24 protein-coding genes and 1 tRNA gene are annotated in these 23,966 nt (G+C 69.7%); 16 read left to right on the top strand and 9 right to left on the bottom strand.

The features are described from left to right. Positions 1 to 199: 199 nt before the first annotated feature. Positions 200 to 436, top strand: a complete 237-nt coding sequence (locus AB0K12_RS09085; RefSeq protein ID WP_364557186.1) for a hypothetical protein — start codon at positions 200 to 202, stop codon at positions 434 to 436. A 189-nt stretch (positions 437 to 625) separates the two neighbouring features. Continuing rightward, entirely contained in the window at positions 626 to 2,194 is a 1,569-nt protein-coding gene (locus AB0K12_RS09080) for a TROVE domain-containing protein (RefSeq protein ID WP_364557184.1), read from the top strand. On the opposite strand, the gene AB0K12_RS09075 is transcribed toward AB0K12_RS09080, so the two are convergent. Beyond that, a complete protein-coding gene (locus AB0K12_RS09075; RefSeq protein ID WP_364557182.1) occupies positions 2,191 to 2,712 on the bottom strand; it encodes a GNAT family N-acetyltransferase in 522 nt (173 codons plus the stop codon). The genes AB0K12_RS09080 and AB0K12_RS09075 overlap by 4 nt on opposite strands. A 329-nt stretch (positions 2,713 to 3,041) precedes the next feature. After that, entirely contained in the window at positions 3,042 to 4,484 is a 1,443-nt protein-coding gene (locus tag AB0K12_RS09070; RefSeq protein ID WP_364557180.1) for an ATP-binding protein, read from the bottom strand. 53 nt (positions 4,485 to 4,537) lie between these two features. Between AB0K12_RS09070 and AB0K12_RS09065 the strand changes: the two genes are divergently transcribed. Together AB0K12_RS09065 and AB0K12_RS09060 are read left to right on the top strand one after the other, a co-directional pair. Next, positions 4,538 to 5,065, top strand: coding sequence for an NUDIX hydrolase (locus AB0K12_RS09065; protein WP_364557178.1), 528 nt, complete (start codon positions 4,538 to 4,540; stop codon positions 5,063 to 5,065). A 33-nt stretch (positions 5,066 to 5,098) separates the two neighbouring features. After that, positions 5,099 to 5,479 (top strand): hypothetical protein, encoded by a 381-nt coding sequence (locus AB0K12_RS09060; protein WP_364557176.1) that lies wholly within the window; start codon positions 5,099 to 5,101, stop codon positions 5,477 to 5,479. A gap of 1 nt (position 5,480) precedes the next feature. Here AB0K12_RS09060 and AB0K12_RS09055 read toward each other — a convergent pair whose 3' ends face one another. Further along, the gene (locus AB0K12_RS09055; RefSeq protein ID WP_364557174.1) at positions 5,481 to 6,170 is read right to left on the bottom strand and encodes a LysR family substrate-binding domain-containing protein; all 690 of its coding nucleotides are present in this window, start codon (positions 6,168 to 6,170) and stop codon (positions 5,481 to 5,483) included. Between the two features lie 54 nt (positions 6,171 to 6,224). Here AB0K12_RS09055 and AB0K12_RS09050 point away from each other — a divergent pair, with 54 nt between their 5' ends. Continuing rightward, the gene (locus tag AB0K12_RS09050; protein ID WP_364557172.1) at positions 6,225 to 6,596 is read left to right on the top strand and encodes a DUF5997 family protein; all 372 of its coding nucleotides are present in this window, start codon (positions 6,225 to 6,227) and stop codon (positions 6,594 to 6,596) included. Positions 6,597 to 6,647: 51 nt separating this feature from the next. On the opposite strand, the gene AB0K12_RS09045 is transcribed toward AB0K12_RS09050, so the two are convergent. After that, positions 6,648 to 7,328: a 1,4-alpha-glucan branching protein gene (locus tag AB0K12_RS09045; protein WP_364557170.1), complete on the bottom strand. Its 681-nt coding sequence runs from the start codon at positions 7,326 to 7,328 to the stop codon at positions 6,648 to 6,650. 34 nt (positions 7,329 to 7,362) lie between these two features. Between AB0K12_RS09045 and AB0K12_RS09040 the strand changes: the two genes are divergently transcribed. Continuing rightward, complete coding sequence (locus AB0K12_RS09040; RefSeq protein WP_364557168.1) at positions 7,363 to 8,379, top strand: hypothetical protein; 1,017 nt, start codon at positions 7,363 to 7,365, stop codon at positions 8,377 to 8,379. Here AB0K12_RS09040 and AB0K12_RS09035 read toward each other — a convergent pair. Continuing rightward, the gene (locus AB0K12_RS09035; protein ID WP_364557166.1) at positions 8,369 to 9,793 is read right to left on the bottom strand and encodes a glycoside hydrolase family 28 protein; all 1,425 of its coding nucleotides are present in this window, start codon (positions 9,791 to 9,793) and stop codon (positions 8,369 to 8,371) included. The genes AB0K12_RS09040 and AB0K12_RS09035 overlap by 11 nt on opposite strands. A gap of 151 nt (positions 9,794 to 9,944) precedes the next feature. After that, positions 9,945 to 10,238, bottom strand: coding sequence for a hypothetical protein (locus tag AB0K12_RS09030; RefSeq protein ID WP_355413230.1), 294 nt, complete (start codon positions 10,236 to 10,238; stop codon positions 9,945 to 9,947). A 263-nt stretch (positions 10,239 to 10,501) separates the two neighbouring features. Here AB0K12_RS09030 and AB0K12_RS09025 point away from each other — a divergent pair, with 263 nt between their 5' ends. After that, positions 10,502 to 11,233: a hypothetical protein gene (locus AB0K12_RS09025; RefSeq protein ID WP_364557164.1), complete on the top strand. Its 732-nt coding sequence runs from the start codon at positions 10,502 to 10,504 to the stop codon at positions 11,231 to 11,233. Between the two features lie 120 nt (positions 11,234 to 11,353). Further along, positions 11,354 to 11,491: transfer RNA gene (locus tag AB0K12_RS09020), tRNA-OTHER, on the top strand. A 134-nt stretch (positions 11,492 to 11,625) separates the two neighbouring features. Here AB0K12_RS09020 and AB0K12_RS09015 read toward each other — a convergent pair. After that, positions 11,626 to 12,966 carry a hypothetical protein gene (locus tag AB0K12_RS09015; protein ID WP_364557162.1) on the bottom strand — a complete coding sequence of 447 codons (1,341 nt, stop codon included), beginning with the start codon at positions 12,964 to 12,966 and terminating at the stop codon, positions 11,626 to 11,628. A gap of 110 nt (positions 12,967 to 13,076) precedes the next feature. Here AB0K12_RS09015 and AB0K12_RS09010 point away from each other — a divergent pair, with 110 nt between their 5' ends. Both AB0K12_RS09010 and AB0K12_RS09005 read left to right on the top strand, forming a co-directional pair. Beyond that, the gene (locus tag AB0K12_RS09010; protein WP_364557160.1) at positions 13,077 to 13,556 is read left to right on the top strand and encodes a hypothetical protein; all 480 of its coding nucleotides are present in this window, start codon (positions 13,077 to 13,079) and stop codon (positions 13,554 to 13,556) included. A 38-nt stretch (positions 13,557 to 13,594) separates the two neighbouring features. Beyond that, positions 13,595 to 14,059 (top strand): hypothetical protein, encoded by a 465-nt coding sequence (locus AB0K12_RS09005; protein WP_364557157.1) that lies wholly within the window; start codon positions 13,595 to 13,597, stop codon positions 14,057 to 14,059. 178 nt (positions 14,060 to 14,237) lie between these two features. Here AB0K12_RS09005 and AB0K12_RS09000 read toward each other — a convergent pair whose 3' ends face one another. Then, positions 14,238 to 15,215: an aldo/keto reductase gene (locus AB0K12_RS09000; RefSeq protein ID WP_364557155.1), complete on the bottom strand. Its 978-nt coding sequence runs from the start codon at positions 15,213 to 15,215 to the stop codon at positions 14,238 to 14,240. A gap of 118 nt (positions 15,216 to 15,333) precedes the next feature. Between AB0K12_RS09000 and AB0K12_RS08995 the strand changes: the two genes are divergently transcribed. After that, positions 15,334 to 15,801, top strand: coding sequence for a GNAT family N-acetyltransferase (locus tag AB0K12_RS08995; RefSeq protein ID WP_364557152.1), 468 nt, complete (start codon positions 15,334 to 15,336; stop codon positions 15,799 to 15,801). A gap of 64 nt (positions 15,802 to 15,865) precedes the next feature. On the opposite strand, the gene AB0K12_RS08990 is transcribed toward AB0K12_RS08995, so the two are convergent. Then, on the bottom strand, positions 15,866 to 16,156 hold the full coding sequence (locus AB0K12_RS08990) for a hypothetical protein (protein ID WP_345387581.1): 291 nt from the start codon (positions 16,154 to 16,156) through the stop codon (positions 15,866 to 15,868). Positions 16,157 to 16,357: 201 nt separating this feature from the next. Here AB0K12_RS08990 and AB0K12_RS08985 point away from each other — a divergent pair, with 201 nt between their 5' ends. From AB0K12_RS08985 to nirD, 5 genes are read left to right on the top strand one after another with little or no spacing between them, the layout of a single operon-like run. Continuing rightward, positions 16,358 to 17,668 carry an MFS transporter gene (locus tag AB0K12_RS08985; protein ID WP_364557148.1) on the top strand — a complete coding sequence of 437 codons (1,311 nt, stop codon included), beginning with the start codon at positions 16,358 to 16,360 and terminating at the stop codon, positions 17,666 to 17,668. Further along, positions 17,655 to 19,682, top strand: a complete 2,028-nt coding sequence (locus AB0K12_RS08980) for a molybdopterin oxidoreductase family protein (protein WP_364557145.1) — start codon at positions 17,655 to 17,657, stop codon at positions 19,680 to 19,682. The genes AB0K12_RS08985 and AB0K12_RS08980 overlap by 14 nt, the downstream gene beginning before the upstream one ends. Further along, complete coding sequence (locus AB0K12_RS08975) at positions 19,679 to 21,073, top strand: FAD-dependent oxidoreductase (protein WP_364557142.1); 1,395 nt, start codon at positions 19,679 to 19,681, stop codon at positions 21,071 to 21,073. Before AB0K12_RS08980 ends, AB0K12_RS08975 begins: the two co-directional genes overlap by 4 nt. Then, complete coding sequence (gene nirB, locus AB0K12_RS08970) at positions 21,070 to 23,496, top strand: nitrite reductase large subunit NirB (RefSeq protein WP_364557139.1); 2,427 nt, start codon at positions 21,070 to 21,072, stop codon at positions 23,494 to 23,496. The genes AB0K12_RS08975 and nirB overlap by 4 nt, the downstream gene beginning before the upstream one ends. Beyond that, positions 23,493 to 23,891: a nitrite reductase small subunit NirD gene (nirD, locus tag AB0K12_RS08965; protein WP_364557136.1), complete on the top strand. Its 399-nt coding sequence runs from the start codon at positions 23,493 to 23,495 to the stop codon at positions 23,889 to 23,891. The genes nirB and nirD overlap by 4 nt, the downstream gene beginning before the upstream one ends. Positions 23,892 to 23,966: the final 75 nt, after the last annotated feature.

The raw sequence follows: 23,966 nt of genomic DNA, 5'->3' as shown, positions 1-23,966 counted from the left end.
TCGAACTCGTCGGCAGGCCCGCCGCTCCCCCCAGCAACAGCCGCAGCGCCCTGGCCGAGCTGCCCCTGCGCGCCGTCCGCTCATGATCCATACTTTTCCGACAAGATCCATAATCGGGGATTTTCTAGATCAAAAAGCCGTAGCGTGAGGTCATCCGTACGGGCGGCGCGTGTGTCGCCCATAGAGAAAGGACGATGTCATGCGACGCAAAGCCGCACGTTTCGGCGTGACACTGGCCATGGCCGGCGCTCTCGCCACCGGTACCCTCACCGCCGCCCCGGCCAGCGCCGCGGCTGCCGGCTGGTTCCCGTACCAGGGCTTCCGGACGCTGACGACCTGCGTCCAGGCGGGGACGGCCAAGCTCATCATGGAGAATTACAAGGAGTACGACTGCCGCTGGGACAGCCCGTTCTACATGCTCTGGCTGAGGAAGTAGCGGGATAGGATCTCCGGGAACGTGCCCGGTGCGCAGGCGAGGAATTCTTCTCCCGTGTGTCGCAGGTTCGAGTCCTGCCCGCAGGCTTCGGCCTCGGTAGCTCAGATGGCAGAGCATCGGTCGTGACGCTTCGCCGCTTCGATCTCGGGCACGTTCTCCTGACCTCGGGCTACGTTCGGGAGGCATTTCGTGGTGCTCGACCGTGGCACGTCTCCGGCCGTGACGGAGCGGGAGCCGTCCTCCGGCACGTACGAGGGCGCCTCCGGCTACGTACGCGACCCCGAGAGCGAGCTCTTCCTCATCGCGGTCTCGAACATGGTCGGCGAGGACACCTTTTACGAGCGGGCCGATGATCGCGACGGCCGGTTCCGGCGGCTGGTCCACCGGGTGGCCGTCGAGGACGGTGAGTGGCTGGCCCGGTTCCTGCCGTGGCTGCGCTCTGAGGCGAACATGCGCTCCGCGTCGCTCGTCGCCGCGCTCGAAGCGGTCAAGGCGCGGCTCGCCGCAGGTCAGCATGGGCTGAATCGGGGGCTCGTCGCCAGCGTGCTCCAGCGCGCCGACGAGCCAAGCGAGGCGCTTGCCTATTGGACATCCACGTACGGGCGATCCATCCCGAAGCCGGTCAAGCGCGGCGTCGCGGACGCCGTCCAGCGGCTCTACACCGAGCGCAACCTGCTCAAGTACGACACCGCCTCCCAGCCGTACCGCTTCGGGGACGTCATCGACCTCGTCCACCCGGCCCCACACCCGGACAAGCCGTGGCAGGGGGACCTTTTCCGACATGCCCTCGACCGGCGTCACCATCGGGACAACGCCCTTCCCGACTCGCTGGCGATGCTGCGGCGGCGCGCGTACCTGATGGCGATCCCCATCGCCGAGCGGCGCGCGCTCATCACCCAGGGCCGGCCCGCGGCGACGCTCGCCGGCGCGGGCATGACCTGGGAAGCGCTCGCCGGATGGCTCCAGGGGCCCCTGGACGCGCAGGTGTGGGAGGCGATCATCCCGAGCATGGGGTACATGGCCCTGCTCCGGAACCTGCGCAACTTCGACGCGGCCGGCATCAGTGACGCCGTCGCCGAACAGATCATGGCGAAGCTCGCGGATCCGGACGAGGTGGCCAGGTCGCGGCAGTTGCCGTTCCGGTTCTACTCCGCGTACCGGGCCTCCTCGTCGTCGCGGTGGGGGCCCGCGCTGGACCGGGCGCTCACGCTGGCGACCTCGAACGTGCCGTCGTTCAAGGGGCGGACGCTCGTCCTCGTCGACACGTCCGCGTCCATGACGTCGGGAGCGGTCGCGGCGCGTTCGTCGGTCTCGCCGATGCAGGCGGCGGCGCTGTTCGGCGTCACGCTCGCCGTCCGGGGCTCACAAGTGGATCTGTACGGCTTCGCCGACGGGGTCTTCGAGCACGCCGTTCCTGCGGATGGCTCGGTGCTGGCGGAGGTGCGGCGGCTCTGCCGGCGAATCGGAGCGGTCGGGTACGGTACGCGGATCGCGGAGGCCGTGCGGAGCACCTACCGAGGGCATGATCGCGTCGTCATCCTGTCGGACATGCAGACCATGACCCGCTCCATCGGGCCCGGCGTCACGTCGGCCGTACCTGAGCATGTCCCCATGTACGGCTTCAACCTTCAGGGTTATCGCTACGCCGCGATGCCGACCGGGCGGGGGAACCGGCACGAGTTCGGCGGTTTCTCCGACTCCATGTTCGCGTTGATTCCCTTGCTGGAGGCCGGGAGTGACGCCGGCTGGCCGTTCTAAGCGGTCGGGACCCAATAGCGGCGCTTGTGGTCGGTGAGGTCGATCAATTGCCCGCCGTTGGCTTCGATGACCCGCCGGGAGGCGATATTGGTCTTGTCGCACATGACCAGCGTCTGGGAAATGCCCAGGCTTTTGGCGATCGGGAGTGCCGCCGCCAGCATGGCCGTCGCGTGGCCCTGGCGGCGTGCGCTGGGCCGGACGTCATAGCCGATGTGACCGCCCCACTTCTCCAGAGCCGGAGTGAGGTGGTGGCGGATGGCCATTCGTCCGAGGAACTGCTCGCCGTCGGCCCACCACAGGGTGGTCATCGGCACGAATCCTGGGCGTACGCCGGATGCGGTCCGCTCGTTGATGACGCGCATGGTGTACGCCTCGAAGGCCGCCGGATCCACGAGAGCCTGTGGGTCGACGTCCTCGACGAACCACGGCACCGGATAATCCTGGTCCGCGCGGAACTCTTTCACCGCGGCCACGAACGATGTCCTTAGCCTGCTGGTCGGGTCGATGAGTTCCGGCATGGCGACCATGATGCCCGGAGGGGTGTGGGGAACCAAGCGGGTTACGGCGGCGTGGGAAAGGACGGGACGTGCGGATCTGGGTGGAGTCCTCGGGCGGACCGCTGGCACTGGTGCCTGCGGAGGCGTTGCACGAGTGGACCGGTGTGAACGGCGCCGACTACGACGCGGTCATCGGGTTCGGAAAGGACCAGTCGGCATTGATTCTCTGGGATGAGCCTGCGCGGACCACGTTCTCGGGTGGACTGCGGCGAAGTCAGCCCGGACGAACGCACCTGCTTTCACTGTTACCGCTTCGAGGCAACTGCCGTAGGACGTAGCGGCAACTTCGGTTACTCCGGAAGTCTCCGGTAGGTCGTCGGCCGTCCTTTGCCGCCCAATTGCTCAACGAGACCCCTCGATCTCAGTTCTCGGAGTGCTTTGCGGATGTTGGGTGCGGACAGGTTCAGCTCTTGTTTGAGGTCCGCAACACTGCGTGTGCCAGTAGCCAAGACGTCGTAGACGCGTAGCTGCGTCTCGTTCAAGCCATTGCCGGGATATGCGCCGGCAACAGTCTGCTGCTTGAGGACGACGGTGAACCGGATGGCGGAGTCGATGTAATGCGCAGGGGGAAGACCGGCCTCAGCCAGAGCGTCGCTCACTATCGGTATACCGGTCGCCAGGGCCTCGACCACCCGCGCGCCTGTTTCTGGTGAGCGAGCGTGTTGGCAGATGGCGATGAGCCGCGCGTTACGGGCGGACGTAACGGCATCCCGGCCGAGCCGATCGACCGTGATGCCGTACAGGCCGCCAGGGTTCGAGACGATCAACCGATCACGCCGGAGCCGGACTTCGACGGCCATACCCGCCGACCAATGATCGAGGTCACGATGGAGAAGGGCGTTCGCGATGATCTCGCGAAAAGCGATGTATGGATAAGCCGGTCGGTCACGGACGGTACCGTCCGGCGCAGATACGACGCTGGTGTCGAAGGTTCGGCGAGCCCAGTTCAGGGCCTCCTCCAACATCCTTGGAATCGCGCCCGTGATCGTCGTCTGGTTCCTGGCGCGTGATCCCGCAGGATCAGTCGGCAATGGCTCGGCCGAAGCCTGGATGACAAAGCGTGGAAACCACTCCTGTGGATGAACTCCCAGGGCCAACAGCCCTGCGACCGTTGGGGTTCCGTCTGGCAGGGTGACTCCGGCGCGGCGAAGCAGCTCCGCATCGTCAGAGAAACGGCCCAGACCATGGGGATCCCGTTCCCGGACCGAACGAAGGTACGTTTCCACAAGGTCGCTGTCCAGGTCGGCGCGGGTTGCGCCCGTCACGGGCTGCCGGTCGAAGAGCGGTGGTCTCCTAGCAGCGAGGAATGCCTGCTCTTCCAGGACCGACAGTGGGAAGTCGCCGTCGTACCCGCGCATGTAGGCCGTCCCCGATGCTGCGATCCGACACGGCTTGGCCGACGGATCACACTCATGAATTCTGGCGACGATGACAGGTACCCCATCCACCTCCGCGTCACTGATCGTCATCTGGACAGGCGGTGAGAAGGAGCGCGCCTTATGAGCGAGGCCCTGCTTGAGGGCTTGCGGATCCTGCAGCTGGACTGGACGAAAGCCCGTGGCCTCGTCCAAACCGAGGATGATCGTTCCGCCGCCCGGAAGGTTGGCGAGCGCACTCAACGTCGAGGTCAACGACTGTGGCAACCCGCCTGCCGCGGACTTGACCTCGACATCGTCGTAGTCGCCCCCAGATGCTCGAAGACGCGCGATCAACTCGCTCAGGTGCCGGTCCATAGGCAAATGTAACCACGACCTGGTTACATTTGCTCGGGATCTGGTTACATTAGGTGGCCCCTGCGAAGGGGTGCGGAGCTGTCACAGGGAGGCGGCGTAGGGTCGAGGGTGTGAGTGATCAAGGGGGTGTGCGGTTCGCTTGGGCTCGGGCTGCCGCTGGGGTGCTGTTCTTCGATGAGGGTGGCCGGGTGATGGTGGTCACGCCTACGTACAAGCCCACGCTCGACATTCCGGGTGGGTTCGTGGAGCCGGGGGAGACCCCGTATGAGGCGTGTGTCCGGGAGGTGCGGGAAGAGCTGGGGATCGAGCCCCGTATCGGGCGGCTGCTCGTGGCCGATTGGGCGCCTGATCCGGTGGCGGGCGAGCTGGTGTTGTTCGTGTTCGACGGCGGGGTTGTGCAGGGCGAGGTGCTTGAGCGGATCACCTTCGTGGACGGCGAGCTGAGCGCCTTCGCTTTTCATTCCGTTGAGGAGCTCGACGGGTTGCTGATCGAGCGGCTCGCTCGTCGGGTCAAGGCCGCCGTCACCGCACGGGAACGTGGCCTGACCGGCTATCTGGAACATGGCCGGGCCGTTCGGTAGCGCTACCTCTCGTGGTCGCGGATGATCGAGTGCGTGTACGTGAGGTTTCAGAGCCCTGTCCCGAATGCGCGGGGCGTCTATCCCGGCGTGTTCGGCCTCGTCAATGTGCTGGCCAAGCATGGGCGGTTGTCTCCCGAGGAGCAGCGCTTTCGGGACGAGAACCATGCGTGGTTCCACGCGAATCTGGTCGATCCGAGCGACGTCGACCCCCACGTCTACGATCGAGTGTTGAACCCGAAGGCCATGGCCTGGTTCAAGCTGGCGGCCACCCATTTACTTGAGCGGGTGCCCGGTTATCTGGCGATTCTCGCCGCTCATGGTGTGGAATGCGTGCGCGTCGAGATGGCCGACCCCGGAAAGGTCATTTATGAGGACGCTCATCAAGTCGTCGTGATCCCCTACGAGGCCAGGTAACTTAGCGGCGTCGGCCTCTGCGGTTTTTGGGGGCAGGGGTGCGGCGGTTTTGTGCCGGCTTTTTGGGTTTTTCGGGGGTGGTGGGGCGGGGGCGGCCGCGGGAGCTGTTGACCGTGCGGCCGCGGACTATGCCGATGAAGTCCTCCATCATGTCCGTCGTCGCGTCCGTCAGCCAGGTCAGGCCGATCTGGGATTGCGGGGCGTCCGTCACCGGCCGGTACGTGAGGTCTTTGCGGTGGTGCAGGCGCGCCAACGACTGGGGGACCAGGACGAGGCCGGTGCCGGAGGCCACCAGCGGGATGGTGTCGGCCGTGGTGGGCGGGCGGGTGAAGGCGGGGCGGCCGGGGAGTGTCGTCCACTGGAGGGCGTCGTCGAGCGGGTGGAAGATGTCGTCGTCGGCCAGGTCGGCGAGCGTCACCTCGTCGGCGGCGGTCACCGCGTGGTCCTTCGGCGTCACGACCACCGTGGTCTCGACGTAGAGAGGGATGACGTTGAGGCCGTCGCGGTCGATCGGGAGCCGGACGAAGCCGGCGTCGGCGCCGCCGTCGCGCAGGAGCGCCACCACCTCGGGGGTGGGCGCCATGGACAGGGTGATCGGTACGTCGGGCAGCCGCTCGGTCCAGACGTTCACCCACTTCGCGGGGGTCACGCCGGGCACGTACGCCAGCCGGAACGTCTCACCATCGGTCACCGCCACAGCGTACCGATGTCAGCGAACCCCTCCCGACTGGCTACGCTTGGCGCCATGACCTCGTCCAAACCGAAGAGCATTCAGACGATGAAGCCCGAGACGGCGGCCAAAAAGCTGGGTGTCCTCTTCTCGGCCACCCCCGCCGAGTTCCGCGCGGGCGTCGTCTCCAGGGACGAGCTGAACGCGCTGCAGGCCAACCCGCCCGCCTGGCTCACCGACCTGCGCCGCAACGGCCCGCATCCCAAGCAGGTCGTGGCCGCCAAGCTCGGCGTCTCCATCTCCGGCCTGGCCAGGGCCGGCATCACCGAGCCGCTCACCACGGCCGAGATCGAGCAGCTGAAGGCGGAGAACCCGGAGTGGCTGGAGCGCGAGCGGGAAATCCACGCCGAGGCCCGCAAGGAAGCCGCCCGCCTCAAGCAGCGCTGATCGTCCGGCCGGCCCCTCCCGTGGGCGTCCGGCCGATGGCCTTGCGGTCGCTCAATGTCGTGGGTGGACGGTGAGGAAAGGGCCGCTGGCCTTGGTGCCGTCGGAGTTGGACCAGGGGCCGGTGATGTGGCCGGTTGTGGCCGGCGGGGCCGCGGGCTGGAGGACGCGGTGGAGGCGGAGAGCTGCGCCGGACGGGCCGGGGAGAATCGTGCCGTCTCTGTCGTCGGTGGTGCCGGTCTCAGCGGGGCCTGCCGGAGTCGCGGTGTAGGAGACGGTGATGGTGGGGTCGGGGGTGTCGGTGGTGTTCTGGTCTTGGGCTGTCACCTGGCCTTCGAGGAGGGCCGTCAGCTGGGCGATCAGGACGGGGTCGTGGCAGCCGTCGTAGACCCAGCGCCGGCCCAGCACGCCGTGCTCGGCGGTGCCGATCAGGGCGTGTTCGGCGTCCGCGAGCGGAGCTCCCCGGTACGTGAGCGGCACCAGGTACGCCGTCGCCCGGCCGCCTGACGTGTCGTTGACCACCATGAACTCGATGCCCACCGCGCCCTCGGGATCGTCCAGCCGGAAGCCGCCCGCCTTCGACAGCTCGGGCGCGATCGAGCCGCGGTACCACGGGCGGGTGGGGAGCCAGGCGGTGAGCAGCTCCAGCTTGGTCGGCTTGAGGGTGGTGTGGTGGATGACGGCCATGGCGGGGGTCTCTTTCGTCGCGTCGTACCTGCACCAGGATCTTCGCATGCTACGAGAGAGGGTTTTCCGGTAGCTTCTCCGCATGTGGGCGGGCAGGGTGGGGCTGGTGCTCGTGCTGCTGTTCGCGGTGGGTTGTGCCGCTGCTCCCCAGGCCGGACGGGCCACGGAGAGCCCACGGCCGAGCGGAATCCGGTTGCTGGTGGGCGGCACGAGGATCGTGGACGTGGACACCGGCGCCGCGACGCCTGTGACCGGGCTGCCGGCGGATCGAAGGGTCACCCTCGCGGCCACCGTCCACGGGCCGCACACGGTGATCGCCGCGAGCGGTCCTGGCGCTAACCAGGTGCGGCTGTACCTGCTCAAAGGGTCAAAGGCGGTCGAGCTGGCCAGCGGCTGGAACGCGTTCCCTGCTGCTGACGGCTCGGGCTTCTGGGTGATGGATCAGCCGGAGTACGGCGGTCCTTGCACCGTACGCGAGCAGGCCGAGGACGGGACGATCCTGCGCCGCCCCAGGTGGAGCCCCTGCGGTGCCCTGCCCTACGCCGACACGCCTTACGGGCTGCACGCCAGGCACCGGCGCGAGTCGCTGCTCCTGACCCATGACGGTCTGCGGAAGACCGCCCGCTATCCGCGGATCGTCGCCGCGACATCCAGGGAACTGCTGGTCGAGCGGAAGGACGGGCGGCTCGCCTTGGTGGTGCCAGGTGAGAAGGAACGGCCGGTCGGCAGGCCGAGCGGCACGGGCGTGGTGGCCGAGGGCGAGGTGAGTTCGGACGGCACGTACGTCGCCGTTCCGTTCCTCACCCCCACCCCCGGCGCGCACGAGTCGCTCGACGTCTGGGTGCTGGACACGCGCTCGCTCGCATGGACGCACGTCCCGTCCATGCCCCTTCCCGTGGACGTCAAGAGCCGCCGCATGAGCTGGACGCCGGGCGGTCGGCTGGTGCTCGCGGGCGGCTTCGTCACCACGGCGGACGACCACCCCCGCGAGAGCGACCACGCGGGTGTGGTCGTCCTGTGGAGGCCGGGCGAGGCGAGCCTGACCAGGTACGAGATGCCTGTGGACTGGCGGGAGAGCTTGGCGATTCTCAGGCCGTGACGGGGACGCCGTTCGCGGTGACGTTCTCGAGGACGAGGTTCTCGACGTTCTCGAGGACGTTCGGGGTGGCGGTGGCGCCGAAGTCCACGTCGGTGAGGGTGACGTCGCGGATCGGCGCCTCCGGGTAGCCGCGCAGGTTGAGCGCGCGCCTGGCGGTCCGCACGGTCACGTGCCTGACGTCGATCCCGCGTACGGACGGGTTGAACCCGTGCCCAGGCCCCTCCTCGTAGAAGAAGTTCACGTCGATCACCGAGCCGCCGACCTGCCCGATCTCCAGGTCCCTGGCGTGGAAGCCCTCGATGAACCCGCCGCGTACGGAGTTCGTCTTGAACCGCAGCGCGATGTCGAGGTTGGGGCTGGACATCGCGCAGTCCCTGATGAACACCTCGCGTACCCCGCCCGACATCTCGCTGCCGATCGTCATGCCGCCGTGCCCGTCGCGGAAGGTGCAGTTCTCGACCAGGATGTGCTCGCTGGGGACGTTCAACCGGCGGCCGTCGGCGTTGCGGCCCGACTTGATCGCGATGCAGTCGTCGCCGGTGTCGAACGTGCAGCCCCTGATCACCACCATGCGGCTGGACTCGGGGTTGCAGCCGTCGTTGTTGGGGCCGTGGGAGACGACGGTGACGTTCTGGACGAGGACGTTCTCTGACAAGGTGGGGTGGATCTCCCACATGGGGGAGTTGACGATGGTGACGCCCTCGATGAGCACGTTGCGGCACCGGTACGGCTCGATGAAGGAGGGCCGCAGGTAACCGCCCTCGCCGTAGCGGCGCTGCGCGACCGGCACCCCCTGCTCGGCCTGGGCGAACAGGGCGGCCCGCGCGGCGGCCTGGGTCGGCTCCCCAGGCTCCCAGCCGTGGTCGCCCGACCCCTTCCACGGCCACCAGTGCTCGTCGCCGGCCTGCCCGTCGAGCACCCCCGACCCGGTCACGGCGATATCGCTGCGGCCGTAGGCGTAGATGAGCGGCGAGTAGTTGAGCAGCTCGACGCCCTCGAACCGGGTCGGCACCAGCGGCAGGTACGCCTTCGGGTCGCTGCTGAACAGCAGCGTGGCGCCCTCCTTGACGTGCAGGTCCACGCGGTCGAGCAGGTGGATGGGGCCGGTGAGCCAGCGGCCTTCCGGCACGTCCACGTGGCCGCCGCCCGCCCGGTGGCAGGCCCTGATCGCGGTGCGGATGGCGGCGGTGCAGTCGGTCGTGCCGTCGCCGCGCGCGCCGAAGCGAGTGATGTCGAAGCGGCGGTGCGGGAAGGCGGGCGGGCGGACGCGCGCGGCGATGCGGTTCGCACGAGTCCAAGCAGTGAGCGTTCCAGGCGTTCCGGACTCGCGGGCGAGGGCGGCTTCGGGGGTGAGGATGGGGACGGCGATGGCGGACATCGCCAGGGCACGCATGGCGGCGCGGCGGCTCAGCACGGGCGACTATCCCTGTCACGCTCGGGACCGCCTGGAGCATATGCCGACCCATTGCGGTGATCCAGACGCTCGCCGCCTGTTTCCGCTGGAAACGCGGTGCAACCGGTTGCAGATCACGGCGAGGCCAGGCGGCCTCGCCGCGCTCACGAGGTCAGCAGGAGTTGGCGCCGTCGAACGTACGGACGCCGCGGGCCACCTTCGACCAGATCGTCCCGCCGGGGCGGACCGTGTGGCACTGGCCGTCGGTGCCGTGGGCCCACACGATCTTCAGGCGCAGCGTCCTGCTGCAGTCGTTGCGCGCGTAGCCGGTCTTGGTGATGGTGCCGGTCGTCTGCCAGACGACCACGCAGGAGGGCGCGTTGCCGGCGGGGGCGGCCTGGGCGGGGGCGGCGGCCGCGCCCAGGGCGCAGCACGCGGCGGCGAGGGCGGTGAGAGTCTTGCGCACGGAACGTGTCCTTCCTGCTGCCATCAGTTACCCAACGAGTAGTAATCGATTGACTACACAAAGTCAATGTAGCGATGGCGCAGCGGAACGGTCCGCTTATCTTCACAAAACGGACATGAAGCTACTAATCTGGCATCGCTCCAGTGGGGGCCCTGGAGCGCCAACGTCCGTCGGACGTCGGGGTCCCTCCTTGTCGGGAGGGATCCCGACGTTTGGCAGAAAACCGGATGTGTCCGAGTTCGCCGGACCTCTAGGGTTGATCCGTGACCAAGCTCAACCAGATCCTCGCGGTCGAGAAGGGCGTGAAGTCGGACGTCCAGCGCAAGGTGACGGACGCCTACCACCAGATCCAGAAGGCGCCCCTGCTGTCCGGCCTCTCCCGCACCTACCAGCCGATCGACGACGAGGGCGAGCAGCTGCCGCCCGAGTCGACGCGCGTGCAGGTGCAGGCCGAAGAGGTGCTCAAGGGAGTCGGTGCGACGCTGACCCGGCTGTTCGACGTGACCGCCACCAAGGACTGGGCCAACTGCGAGGCCAAGGCCAGCGTGCGGGTCGACGGTGAGGTGCTGCTGGAGGACGTGCCGGTGACGTACCTGCTCTTCCTGGAGAAGCAGCTCACCGACGTCTACACGTTCGTCTCCAAACTGCCGACCCTCGACCCGGCCGAGACCTGGTCGCGCGACGAGGCCACCGACACGTGGCGCACCGACCCGGTCAAGACCACCCGCACCAAGAAGGTGCCGCGCAACCACGTGCTCGCCGAGGCGACGGAGAAGCATCCGGCGCAGGTGCAGGTGTACAACGAGGACGTCGTGGTCGGATACTGGACGAAGGTCGCCTTCTCCGGCGCGCTGCCGCAGCGGCGGGTGAACGAGCTGCTGGCCCGCGTACAGAAGCTGCAGGACGCGGTGAAGTACGCGCGTGAGGAGGCGAACGGCACGCAGGTCGTCGACCGTAAGATCGGCGACAAGGTGTTCACCTACCTGTTCGGGTGAACCCTCCCCAAGACCCCCTCGCCTTCGGGCGGGGGTGCGCCAGGAGCGCAAGCTGAGGCTGACGCCTGAAGCTGATCGGCGGTGACATGGAGGTTCGAGTCCTCCCCGGGGCATTCACGCGCCCCGGTGGCCCAATTGGTAGAGGCAACCGCCTGAAACTCAGATTCTCGCTCCAGATTCAGCATTCGCCGCCAGGTGCCAGATCGACCGAGGACGGGCTGTGATGGTGAGATACCGGTTCGAATCCGGTTCGGGGCTCTTTTCCTGCCCCGATGGTTCAATGGTCGAGCGCACGTCGTGATGACTGACCCGTCCTCTTAAACGCCGCCGGCACCGCGATATGGCGGCCTCTCTCAGGCCCCCCGGTAGGGTAACCGGGGGGCCGCCGCCTTTCACCGCGGCGTCAGCTTTCCGGTCGCCAGGTCGAGCGAATAGGAGCGGTCCTCGTACGCGCTGTGCAGCAGGAATCGCCCGCCCTTCGACCAGCCCGGCACATTCTCCAGCCAGTCTTCACCGGGAAAGCGATACGTGACCGCCGACAGGCGTTTTCCGGTGGCCGGGTCATAGGTTTCCGCGCGATCCTTCGCCCACCGGATGACGACCAGCCGGCGGCCGTCGGGGCGCAGGTGATAGTCGTCGCCGCGTTTTCCGGCCGGGAGCCGCATGCGTACCCTGCCTCTGAGGTCGAGGACGAGCACCCGATCGCCCTTGGTGACGACGACGCCGGCCGCGTTGACGTCGTGGACCTTCCGCGCGCCGGCGAGCATCAGCGGCGTCCAGGTGCGGGTGTCGACGATCTGCGCGCCGGCTCCCGACATGATCACGAAACGGTCTTTGAAGGTGACGGTCGGCACATCGGCGTCGGCCAGGGGCGGGGTGAGAGGGCGGCTGCCGCCGGCGTCCTGGTACGTCAGACGGCGGTCCTCCGCGTGCAGGTAGACCACCGCCTTGCGGTTCGGGGCGACGGCGAAGGGGGCGCTACGGGGTGCCTTGCCCGCCTCGGCGACATAGAGGGCGGCCTGCGGGAACGGCTCGCCGTTGACCTGCCAGAACCGGCACGGGGCCACGGTCTCGTCGAACCACGGGCAGGTCGGGGCGTCGTGCTCGTCGACGGTCTCGAACGTGGCCGGGGTCGCCCGCACCTCGGCGGGCCCGTTGTGACCGGGCGGTTCGTCCTGGGGCGGGCGTCCTGGGGCGAGCAGGACGCTCGCCAGCACGACCGCGCTGCCCGCGAGGTGCACGTTCCGCGCCGACCATGCCGCCAGCGCCCGCGCGGCCTGATCCTGGTCCGGTACGCGCGGCCTCCGGTCCGCGAGCGTCACGGCTGCCGCGACGGCGAGGGCCACGGCGGCGTGCGGCAGCAGGGTCCGGCCCGGGTCCTCGGACACGACCAGGTGGACGCCGGCCAGCGCGGCGGCGGTCAAGGACGTCAGCCACAGGGCACGCGGCACATTCATCGCGAAGAACGGCACGCGCCGCGCCGCCAATAGCGGTCCTGTGCACCAGCCGGCGACGAGATAGAACGGGTCGCCGGTGAGACCCGCCACCGGAACGGCCAGGACGACGGCGGCCAGCCGCCGGCGGCGTAATCGCGAGAAATAGTCGATGACCTGCGGCGCATTTTCCATGGTGACCGGATAACCGCTCAGCGTGGCGAACCTCGTGAGCATTTCCCGCGACACCGTCATCGCCGCCGCGGAAATGGCGGCGAGCCCCAACACCCAGATCATCACCGGGCCACGATATAAGGTGCTGTGCCATGCATCCTGATGAAATATGGCGGCGATTAGGCATCGGTAGTCGGCGCTTATCCGGGTCCGGGGCGGTGGGCTGGAGTGGTGCGGTGCTCGCCGTCGTCGCCGCCATTCTGTCGTGGGCGGGCGCGACGGAGCCACGGGCCGCCTGGACGGCCGACGAAGGGTTGTCCTACCGCGACGAGGCCGGGCGGCTCGTCACCTCCATGACGCTCGAAGTCTGGAACGAGGGGCCGGTCCCGTTCACGGTCACGGGGATCGCGCTCGACGTCCCCGGCCTGCGCCTGCTGCCTCCTGACGGGACGAAGCGCGAGCGGGCGACGGTCAGGGTGGCGGCCTACGAGTTGGTCTCGATCTCCAGAAGCGTGCACGTCGGTGACTGCGCGAAGGTGCCGAGGGAGCCGCGGCCGGTGCGGTTCACCTACCGGACCCCGCTGTGGTCGGGGGAGTCGGAGGCGGTGCCGGACTCCTGGCGCTATTCCGGGCTGGGGGACGACGTGACGCTGGCCTGGCAGCGCGGACTCGCGGCCGAAGCGTGCAACGAGGCGGTGAACGACGAATGGTCCTGACGCGGCCTCTGCACCCGGCGCCGCCCGCACGGCCGGGCTTGAAGATCGCCATGGGGCTGGTGTTCGCCTTCGTGGCCATCCGGTTGGGCGCGTTCGATCTGCTGCTCGACCCGATCGGCTGGTGGTTGTGCCTGCTCGGGGTGGGCGACCTGCGGCCGGGCAGCAAGGCCGGGTGGCTCGCGCTCGGCATGGCCGTTCTGTCGGCTTTCGCGCTGATCGATACGGAACCCATGGCCGGGAGCCCGGCGGCCGGGGCCCTGTACACCGCCGGGTCGTACCTCACGGTCTGGGCGGTGGTGGACGTCGTCGTCGGGCACGTCCACCGCGCCGGCGACTCATCCACGGCCGCGCTGCTCGACGTGCTGCGGTGGGCCGTCGTGGGGCCGGGGGCGATCGCCGTGCTCTCGGGGCTCGGCTACGCCCGGCTCGGCGAGGTCGCGCTCATCGTCTCGTTCGGTGCGCTGGCCGTGCTGATCGTGGCGCTCTGGCGGCTTCGAGCATGAAGGCCCTTGCCGGGGCGGCGTTACGGGACGAAGGTGGAGGGAGACCCGGCCGGGGCGTGGCCCCGGCGGGTAGTCCCGCCCGGACGGCGAGATGGGTGGCGGTGACCGGCGAGGTCACCAGACCTGCCGCCGCTTGACGGTGCCTCTGCCGCTCCGGGCGGGACGCCGAACCGCCCTTTCACCAGCGGTCGTGGACCTGGGGGCGGATGAGCTCGTCGTAGACCTCGCGGACCGTCGAAAGCGCCGCGTCGTCCAGCGGGGTGAGGGCGTCGGCGGCGGCGTTGGCCTGGGCCTGGGCGGGGTTGCGGGCGCCCGGGATCACCACCGAGACCCCTTCCTGGTCGAGGATCCAGCGCAGCGCGAACTGCGCCATCGTCGCCCCCGGCGGCACCAGGGGCGCCAGGCGGCGGACCGCCTCCAGGCCGGTGGCGAAGTCGACGCCCGAGAACGTCTCCCCGACGTCGAACGCCTCCCCGTGCCGGTTGAACGAGCGGTGGTCGTCGGAGGAGAACGTGGTGTGCTCGTCGTACTTGCCCGACAGCAGGCCGCTGGCCAGCGGGACGCGGGCGATGATGCCGACCCCGGCGGCGCGCGCGGCGGGCAGGACCTGCTCGAGCGGCTTGAGCCGGAACGCGTTGAGGATGATCTGCACGGTCGCCACACCGGGACGGGCGATCGCGGTCAGCGCCTCCTCGCAGGTCTCGACGCTCACGCCGTACGCGGCGATCTTCTTCTCCGCCACCAGCGTGTCGAGCGCGTCGAACACCGCGTCCGTCGAGTAGACGGGCGTCGGCGGGCAGTGGAGCTGCACCAGGTCGAGGGTGTCGACGCCGAGGTTCTGGCGGGAGCGCTCGTTCCAGGCGCGGAAGTTGTCCATCACGTAGTTGGCGGGGATCTGCTCCACCCGCCGGCCCATCTTCGTGGCCACCGTGAGGCCGGGGTGGTTCTTGGCGAAGCGGCCGACGATCTGCTCGCTGCGGCCGTCGCCGTAGACGTCGGCGGTGTCGATGAAGGTGACGCCCGCGTCGACCGCCGCCTCCAGCGTGGCGACCGCGTCGGACTCCGTCACCTGGCCCCAGTCGGCGCCGAGCTGCCAGGCGCCGAGGCCGACCACACCGACCTGGCGTCCGGTACGTCCCAAAACGCGCTGTTCCATGGGTGTCTGCCTTTCTCGAACGTGACCGGCACCAGTCTTCCGGATGCCGATACCCACCACGCACGCCGGGGCCTCGGCGAGGCACGGGCGATGGACCGGGGCACGTACCCTGTCTGCCATGATTCGTCCCGCCACACCCGCTGACGTGCCCGAGATCGTCAGCATGATCCACGAGCTAGCCGAGTACGAGAAGGCCGCACACGAGGTGCGGGTGACCGAGGAGCAGCTCCACGACACCCTCTTCCGCGACCACCCCGCGGCCTTCGCGCACATGGCCGAGCAGGACGGCGAGGTGGTGGGCTTCACGCTGTGGTTCCTGACGTACTCCACCTGGCGCGGCGTGCACGGCGTCTACATGGAGGACCTGTACGTCCGCCCGCGGCACAGGGGCGGCGGCCACGGCGTGGCGCTGGTGCGCGAGCTGGCCCGCATCTGCGCCGAGCGCGGCTACGAGCGCCTGGAATGGGCGGTCCTCGACTGGAACGAGCCGTCCATCGCCTTCTACGAGAAGCTCGGCGCGGTCAACCAGAACGAGTGGTACCGCTACCGGCTGACCGACGAGCCGCTGCGCCGCCTGGCCGGCTGAAAACACCCCCGCACACGGCCACGCAGGTCACGCACGGTGACGTGACCTGCGTGACACAAACGGTTCAGACGCCGGCGTGCGTCCTGCTCCGCGTGCTCTCGGACTGATCGAACATGCCCATCTCGGACTCGTCGAGCTCGCGGTGAGTCTCCTCCATCCGCAGCGCGACGCCGATCGCGAAGAACGTCGGCGCCCACTCGCCGACGAAGATGCCCCACCGGTCGGCCCGGTCGAGCCCGGCCTTCTCGGCCTTCGTGGACACCGCCCAGCTGGCGAAGGCCAGCGCGATCGACGCCAGGCCGCAGGTGTACATGTGGCCCGACTTCACGCCCATCTTGTGCAGCTGTTTGATCATGTTTCCCCCCTTGTCTGAGTGCTGTTACCCCAGCAAGAGGCCGATAACCGATCATTAACATCATGTTTCGCGGGTGACGGTTGTGCGGAGCTTGTTACCGCGGTGAATCACCCGTAACGAACGCACAGCCACGCACGGTCATCGTGCGTAATGAGCCCTTCCTACCTTGGGGATCCCGGACGCCGAGTGTAGGAGAGGTCGATGGCGCGCTGGATCGCCGAGTGGCACCCCGATGACCCAGCCTTCTGGGAGAGCTCAGGCCGGCGGGTGGCCCGGCGCAACCTGGTCTTCTCGATCGTGGCCGAGCACCTCGGCTTCACCGTGTGGACGCTGTGGAGCATCGTGGCGACCAAGATGGGGTCGTACGAGTTCTCCACCGACCAGCTGTTCTGGCTGGTCGCCCTGCCCAACCTGATCGGCTCCGTGCTGCGGGTGCCCTACACGTTCGGGCCCGCCAGGTTCGGCGGGCGCAACTTCACCGTGGTCAGCGCCGTGCTGCTGCTCATCCCCGCGGTGCTGCTCGGCGTCGCGGTGAACAACCCGGCCACGCCGTACTGGCTCTTCCTGGTGATCGCGGCCCTGGCCGGGGTGGGCGGCGGGAACTTCGCCTCCAGCATGGCCAACATCACCTACTTCTACCCGCGCGACAAGCAGGGCGTGGCGCTCGGGCTGAACGCGGCGGGCGGCAACGTCGGCGTCAGCTCGGTGCAGCTCGTCATGCCGCTGGTGATCGGCTCGCTCGGGCTGGCCGCCGCCGGGTGGTTCTGGATCCCGTTCATCGTGGTGGCCGGAGCCTGCGCGTTCTTCTTCATGGACAACCTGACCAGCGCCAAGGCCGACCCGCGGGAGCAGTTCGCGGTGGCGGGCAAGGCGCAGACCTGGGTCATGTCGTTCCTCTACATCGGCACGTTCGGCTCGTTCATCGGCTACTCGACGGCCTTCCCGCTGCTGAGCCAGAACCTGTTCCCCGACGCGCCGTACGCGGCGGTCGCCTTCGTCGGGCCGCTGCTCGGCTCGCTGATCAGGCCGGTCGGCGGCTGGCTGGCCGACCGGCACGGCGGCGCGCCCGTGACGCTGTGGAACTTCGCCGCGATGGGCGGCGGCGTGCTGCTGGTCTGGCTGGCCGGCACGGGAGGCAACTTCTGGCTGTTCTTCCTGGCCTTCCAGCTGCTCTTCGTCACCTCGGGCGTCGGGAACGGCTCGACGTACCGGATGATCCCGGCCATCTTCCAGGCCAAGGCCGTGGCCGAGCGCGGCGAGGGCGAGGAGGCCCTGATGCACGGCAAGCGCCAGGCCAGCGCCGCCATCGGCATCATCTCGGCGGTCGGGGCGCTCGGCGGGTTCCTCATCAACCGGGCGTTCGGGATGTCGTTCGCCGCCTCCGGCAGCCCCGCCGCCGCGTTCCTCGCCTTCGGCCTGTTCTACGCCTCCTGCTTCGCCCTGACCTGGTGGTGCTACGTGCGCACGGTCGGCGTCAACGTGGTGGCGAGCCTCGCCCATGCCAGGGTCTGACGTGACGGCGACGCACTGCCCGTACTGCGCCCTGCAGTGCGGCATGAAGATCGGACCCGGGCCGGCCATCAGCCCGCGCACCGACATCCCGGCCAACGCACCGGGAGCGCTGTGCCAGAAGGGGTGGACGGCGGGTGAGCTGCTCACGAGCACCGAGCGCCTGACCACTCCGCTCCTGCACGGCGAGCCCGTGGACTGGGACGTCGCGCTGGACTACGTGGCCTACCGGCTGTCCGCCATCCGCGCCGAGCACGGCCCCGACGCCGTGGCCGTGTTCGGCGGCGGTGGGCTGACGAACGAGAAGGCGTACTCGCTGGGCAAGTTCGCCAGGGTCGCGCTCGGCACCAGCCAGATCGACTACAACGGCCGGTTCTGCATGTCGTCGGCCGCCGCCGCGTCCATCAGGGCGTTCGGCATGGACCGGGGCATGCCGTTCCCCGTCACCGACCTCGCGGAGGCGGACGTCGTGCTGCTGGCCGGCGCGAACGTCGCCGAGACCATGCCGCCGTTCGTCCGCCACCTCGACGGGCCGCGGCTCATCGTCGTCGATCCGCGCCGCTCGCCGACCGCCCGGCTGGCCTGGCTGCACCTGCAGCCCACCCCGGGCACCGACCTGGCGCTCGCGCTCGGGCTGCTGCACATCGCGGTCGCCGACGGGCTCGTGGACGAAGCGTACGTGGCCGCGCGGACCACCGGCTTCGACGACGTCCGCACCTCGCTGGCCTCCTGGTGGCCCGAGCGCGTCGAGCGGATCACCGGGGTGCCCGTGCACCAGATGCGGCAGGCGGTCAGGGCGCTCGCGGCGGTGGAGCGGGCGTACATCCTGACGGGACGCGGCGCCGAGCAGCACGCCAAGGGCACCGACACGGTCACCGCGTTCATCAACCTGGCGCTCGCGCTCGGCCTGCCCGGCACCCCGGGCTCCGGGTACGGCTGCGTGACCGGGCAGGGCAACGGCCAGGGCGGCAGGGAGCACGGGCAGAAGGCCGACCAGCTGCCCGGCTACCGCAAGATCGACGACCCGGCGGCCCGCGCGCACATGGCCGGCATCTGGGGCATCCCGGCCGAGGACATCCCGGGGCCAGGGCGGTCGGCGTACGAGCTGCTCGACGCGCTGGGCACCCCTGAGGGGCCCAGGGCGCTGCTGCTGTTCGGCTCGAACCCGATCATCTCGGCGCCCGCCGCCGAGCACGTCGCCGAGCGGATCGGCTCCCTGGACCTGCTGGTGACCTGCGACTTCGTGCTGTCGGAGACCGCCGCGCTGGCCGATGTGGTCTTCCCGGTGACGCAGTGGGCCGAGGAGACCGGCACGATGACCAACCTGGAGGGCCGGGTGCTGCTGCGCCGCAAGGCCCTGGACCCGCCGCCGGGGGTGCGCAGCGACCTCGACGTCATCGCCGCGCTCGCCGAACGGCTCGGCCACACCTTCGGGACCGAGCCTGTCGAGGTCTTCGACGAGCTGCGCCGCGCCAGCGCGGGCGGCCCCGCCGACTACTCCGGCATCACCTACGAGCGCATCGCGGACGAGACCGGCGTGTTCTGGCCGTGCCCGTCGGAGGAGCACCCGGGGACGCCGCGGCCGTTCCTCGACCGGTTCGCACACCCCGACGGGCTGGCCAGGTTCGTGCCCGTCCAGCACCGGCCCGCCGCCGAGGAGATCGACGCCGACTACCCCGTCTACCTCAGCACCGGCCGGGTGCTGGCCCACTACCAGAGCGGCGCCCAGACCCGCAGGATCGCGCCGCTCGTCCAGGCCGCCCCAGAGCCGTACGTCGAGCTGCACCCCGACCTGGCCGAGCAGCTCGACATCACGGCGGGGGACGTCGTCCGCGTCAGCAGCAGGAGGGGCGAGAGCAAGGCCGTGGCCAGGATCAGCGACGCCATCAGGCGCGACACCGTGTTCATGCCCTTCCACTGGGAGGGCGCCAACCGGCTGACCAACCCGGCACTCGACCCCACGTCGAGGATGCCGGAGTTCAAGGTCTGCGCCGTCAGGGTGGAGAGGGACTCATGAGGCTCGTCGTCGTGGGCAACGGGATGGCCGGGTCGCGCCTGGTCAGCGAGGTACGCACCCGGGACCCGCACATGAAGATCACCGTGTTCGGCGCCGAGGCGTGCCGGCCCTACAACCGGATCCTGCTGTCCAACGTCCTGGCCGGCAGCTCCCGGCCCGAGCAGGTCCGCCTGGTGGACCCCGCCTGGTACGACGCCCACGACGTCGAGGCCGCGTTCGGCAGCCCCGTCGCGCACGTGGACAGGGAGACCAGGCACGTCGTGACCGAGGACGGGCGGCGCGAGCCGTACGACCTGCTGGTCCTCGCGACCGGCAGCGACGCGATCGTGCCGCCGATCCCCGGCGTCGAGCGGGCCATCCCCTTCCGCACGCTGGACGACTGCGAGCGCATCCTGGGCGAGGCCGAGCGGGCCCGTACGGCGGTCGTGATCGGCGGCGGGCTGCTCGGCATCGAGGCCGCCCGCGGCCTGGCCGGGCGCGGCCTGCCCGTCACGCTGCTGCACCTGGCGGGCCACCTCATGGAACGCCAGCTCGACGTGGAGGCGGGCGAGGTGCTCGGCGAGACGCTCGCCGGGCTGGGCGTGCACATCCGCACCGGCGTCAGCGCCGCGGGCATCGAGGACGACGGCGTCAGGCTCGACGACGGCGAGCTGGTCGAGGCCGACCTGGTCGTGCTGGCCTGCGGGGTGCGGCCGGTCACGGGCCTGGCCGCCGACGCCGGTCTCGAAGTGCGGCGCGGCGTCGTCGTGGACGACGAGCTGCGCACCGACGACCCGTCGATCTTCGCGATCGGCGAGTGCGCCGAGCACGACGGCACCGTGTACGGCCTCGTCGCCCCCGCATGGGAGCAGGCCACCGTGGCCGCCGAGGTCATCACCGGCGGCAAGGCGCTCTACCGCGGCTCCCGCCTGGTCACCAGGCTCAAGGCCAAGAGCGTCGAGCTGGCCGCGATGGGCGAGACCCAGCTCGGGGAGGAGCACGCCGAGGTGGTGCGCTTCAGCCACCGCGCCCGCGGCACCTACAGGAAGCTCGTCATCAGGGACGGCCGCCTGGTCGGCGCGATCCTGCTGGGCGAGAGCGACGCCGTCGGCACCCTCACCCAGCTCTTCGACCGCGGCGGGCCGCTGCCGGGCGACCGCGCCGGGCTGCTGTTCCCCGGCCTCGCGGCGGCGCCCGTGGCCGACAGCCCGACGCTGATGCCGGACGCGGCCATCGTCTGCCGCTGCAACAACGTGACCAAGGGCCGGATCAGGGCGTGCTGGGAGGCCGGCGCCCGTGACGTGGCCGGAGTGGCGGCCTCGACCAGGGCCACCACCGGATGCGGGACCTGCCGCGACGCCGTGGAGGGCATCGTCGGCTGGCTGTGCGAGCAGGAAGGGATCTCAGTGTGAACAGGATCGTCGTCGTCGGGTACGGCCCGACCGCCCACCGGCTCGTCGAGACCCTCACGAGCAAGGGTTTCAGCGGCAGCGTGACCGTCATCGGGGAGGAGCCACGACCGGCCTACGACCGGGTGCACCTGACCTCCTACCTGAACGGCACCTCGGCGGAGGACCTCACCTACACCGTGCCCGGTGGCGTCGTCACCCGGCTGAACACCCGGGTCACCGCCATCGACCGGCAGGCCAGGCAGGTCACGCTCGCCGACGGCGGCAGCGAGCCGTACGACGTGCTCGTCCTGGCCACCGGATCCGCGCCGTTCGTGCCGCCGGTGCCCGGCGCCGAGCACGCCTTCGTCTACCGCACCATCGAGGACCTCGACGCCATCAGGACCGCCGCCAAGGACGCCGAGCAGGGCGTCGTCGTCGGCGGCGGGCTGCTCGGCCTGGAGGCCGCCGACGCGCTGCGCGCGCTCGGGCTGAAGACCCACATCGTGGAGATGAGCCCGTGGCTGATGCCGCGCCAGGTGGACGAGGGCGGCGGCTCGGTGCTCAAGTCGCACATCGAGGGGCTCGGGCTGACCGTGCACGCCGGCGCCGGCGTGCAGGAGATCGTGCACGCCGGCGGCGAGGTGAGCGGCCTGCGCAAGCCCGACGGCACGCTGATCGACGCGCAGGTCGTGGTGTTCTCCGCGGGCATCAGGCCGCGCGACGAGCTGGCCAGGGACGCCGGCCTGGAGGTCGGGCCGCGCGGCGGCATCGTCGTCGACGCCGCCATGCGCACCTCCGACCCCGCCGTCTACGCCGTCGGCGAGTGCGCGCTGGCCGGCGGCATGGTGTACGGGCTCGTCGGGCCCTGCCAGACCATGGCCGAGGTGGCCGCCGACCAGATCATGGGCGGCACGGCCACGTTCGGCGGCGCCGACCTGTCCACCAAGCTCAAGCTGCTCGGCGTCGAGGTCGCCCAGTTCGGGGCCATGGAAGGGGCGCTCGACGTCACCTACCTCGACCCGGTCGCCGGGGTCTACAAGAAGCTGTTCATCAGCGACGACGCCCGCACCCTGCTCGGCGGCATCTGCGTGGGCGACGCGGCGCCGTACACCTCGCTGCGGCCCTTCGTGGGCAAGGAGCTGCCCGCCTCGCCGTCGGACCTGCTCTTCTCCGGCGCGGGCGTCGGGCTCGACCTGCCGGACGACGCCCAGGTCTGCTCCTGCAACAACGTGTGCGCCGGCGACATCCGCACCGCCATCGCCGACGGCTCCGCCACCGATGTGCCCGCGATCAAGGCGTGCACCAGGGCCGGGACGACCTGCGGCAGCTGCGTGCCGATGCTCAAGCAGCTGCTGGAGAAGTCGGGCGTCGAGGTCAGCAAGGCACTGTGCGAGCACTTCACGTACTCGCGGGCCGAGCTGTTCGACATCGTACGGGTGCGCGGCATCACGACCTTCTCCGAGCTGATCACCCAGCACGGGCAGGGCCGCGGCTGCGACATCTGCAAGCCCGCCGTGGCCTCCATCCTCGCCTCCCTGCACAACGGGCACGTGCTGGAGGGCGAGCGGGCCGCGCTGCAGGACACCAACGACGCCTTCCTCGCCAACATCCAGAAGAACGGCACGTACTCGGTCGTCCCGCGCATCCCCGGCGGTGAGATCACCCCCGACAAGCTCATCGTGATCGGCGAGGTGGCCCGCGACTTCGGCCTCTACACCAAGATCACCGGCGGGCAGCGCATCGACCTGTTCGGCGCCCGGGTCGAGCAGCTGCCCGAGATCTGGCGGCGGCTCGTGGACGCCGGGTTCGAGTCGGGCCACGCGTACGGCAAGGCCCTGCGTACCGTGAAGTCCTGCGTCGGCTCCACCTGGTGCCGCTACGGCGTCCAGGACTCCGTGGGCATGGCCATCGCGCTGGAGCTGCGCTACCGCGGCCTGCGCTCGCCGCACAAGCTCAAGTCCGCCGTCTCCGGCTGCGCCCGCGAGTGCGCCGAGGCCCGCTCGAAGGACTTCGGCGTCATCGCCACCGAGCAGGGCTGGAACCTGTACGTCGGCGGCAACGGCGGCTTCAAGCCCCGCCACGCCGACCTGCTCGCCAACGACCTCACCACCGACGAACTGCTCAGGACCATCGACCGCTTCCTGATGTTCTACATCCGCACCGCCGACCGGCTGCAGCGCACCGCCGCCTGGATCGAGTCACTGGACGGCGGCCTCGACTACCTACGTGAGGTGATCATGGAGGACTCGCTCGGCATCTGCGCCGACCTCGACGCCCAGATGGAGCACCACATCGCCACGTACACCGACGAATGGGCCGCCACCCTGGACGACCCCGACAAGCTGAGCAGGTTCGTCAGCTTCGTCAACGCGCCCGGGGTGCCCGACCCGTCGATCGTGTTCGCCAGCGAGCGCGGCCAGATCAAGCCGGTGATGGCCCGATGAGCTGGACCGCGATCTGCGCCTACGACTCCCTGCCGCCCGAGCGCGGCGTCTGCGCCCTCGTCGAGGGCACGCAGGTGGCCGTCTTCCGCACGTACGACGGCGAGCTGCACGCGCTCGGCAACCTCGACCCGTTCAGCGGCGCCTACGTGCTCTCGCGCGGCATCGTCGGCACCAGGAAGGGCGAGCCGACCGTCGCGTCGCCGCTGCACAAGCAGGTGTTCTCCCTGCGCAGCGGCCGCTGCCTGGACGACCCGGGCGTCTCGGTGCCGGCCTATCCGGTACGCGTGAACGCCCTCGGCCACGTCGAGGTCACGCTGGAAGCCGCACGGGAAGTCACCCGGGAAGAGCCCGCCTACGCGCTGGCCTCCACGGCGGGCGCCTCGACCGGTGGGTAGACGTGGGGGCTGCGATGCGCCACCGGGAGCACGCAGCGCCGTCCTGCTTCGACACTGTCGCAGCGTTCGGCGTCT

This window comes from Nonomuraea sp. NPDC049419 (assembly GCF_040676995.1).
Lineage (GTDB): Bacteria > Actinomycetota > Actinomycetes > Streptosporangiales > Streptosporangiaceae > Nonomuraea > Nonomuraea salmonea.
Note: the sequence above shows the minus strand (reverse complement) of the source record. Positions and strands in the feature narration are given on the sequence as shown.

Bases quoted from the DNA above. Each gene is read 5' to 3' on its own strand.
- AB0K12_RS08995 (WP_364557152.1), top strand. From the start codon at position 15,334: ATGATTCGTCCCGCCACACCCGCTGACGTGCCCGAGATCGTCAGCATG.
- AB0K12_RS09000 (WP_364557155.1), bottom strand. From the start codon at position 15,215: ATGGAACAGCGCGTTTTGGGACGTACCGGACGCCAGGTCGGTGTGGTC.
- AB0K12_RS08985 (WP_364557148.1), top strand. From the start codon at position 16,358: ATGGCGCGCTGGATCGCCGAGTGGCACCCCGATGACCCAGCCTTCTGG.
- AB0K12_RS08990 (WP_345387581.1), bottom strand. From the start codon at position 16,156: ATGATCAAACAGCTGCACAAGATGGGCGTGAAGTCGGGCCACATGTAC.
- AB0K12_RS09045 (WP_364557170.1), bottom strand. From the start codon at position 7,328: ATGCGAAGATCCTGGTGCAGGTACGACGCGACGAAAGAGACCCCCGCC.
- AB0K12_RS09085 (WP_364557186.1), top strand. From the start codon at position 200: ATGCGACGCAAAGCCGCACGTTTCGGCGTGACACTGGCCATGGCCGGC.
- AB0K12_RS08975 (WP_364557142.1), top strand. From the start codon at position 19,679: ATGAGGCTCGTCGTCGTGGGCAACGGGATGGCCGGGTCGCGCCTGGTC.
- nirD (WP_364557136.1), top strand. From the start codon at position 23,493: ATGAGCTGGACCGCGATCTGCGCCTACGACTCCCTGCCGCCCGAGCGC.
- AB0K12_RS09040 (WP_364557168.1), top strand. From the start codon at position 7,363: ATGTGGGCGGGCAGGGTGGGGCTGGTGCTCGTGCTGCTGTTCGCGGTG.
- AB0K12_RS09070 (WP_364557180.1), bottom strand. From the start codon at position 4,484: ATGGACCGGCACCTGAGCGAGTTGATCGCGCGTCTTCGAGCATCTGGG.
- AB0K12_RS09050 (WP_364557172.1), top strand. From the start codon at position 6,225: ATGACCTCGTCCAAACCGAAGAGCATTCAGACGATGAAGCCCGAGACG.
- AB0K12_RS09075 (WP_364557182.1), bottom strand. From the start codon at position 2,712: ATGCCGGAACTCATCGACCCGACCAGCAGGCTAAGGACATCGTTCGTG.
- AB0K12_RS08980 (WP_364557145.1), top strand. From the start codon at position 17,655: ATGCCAGGGTCTGACGTGACGGCGACGCACTGCCCGTACTGCGCCCTG.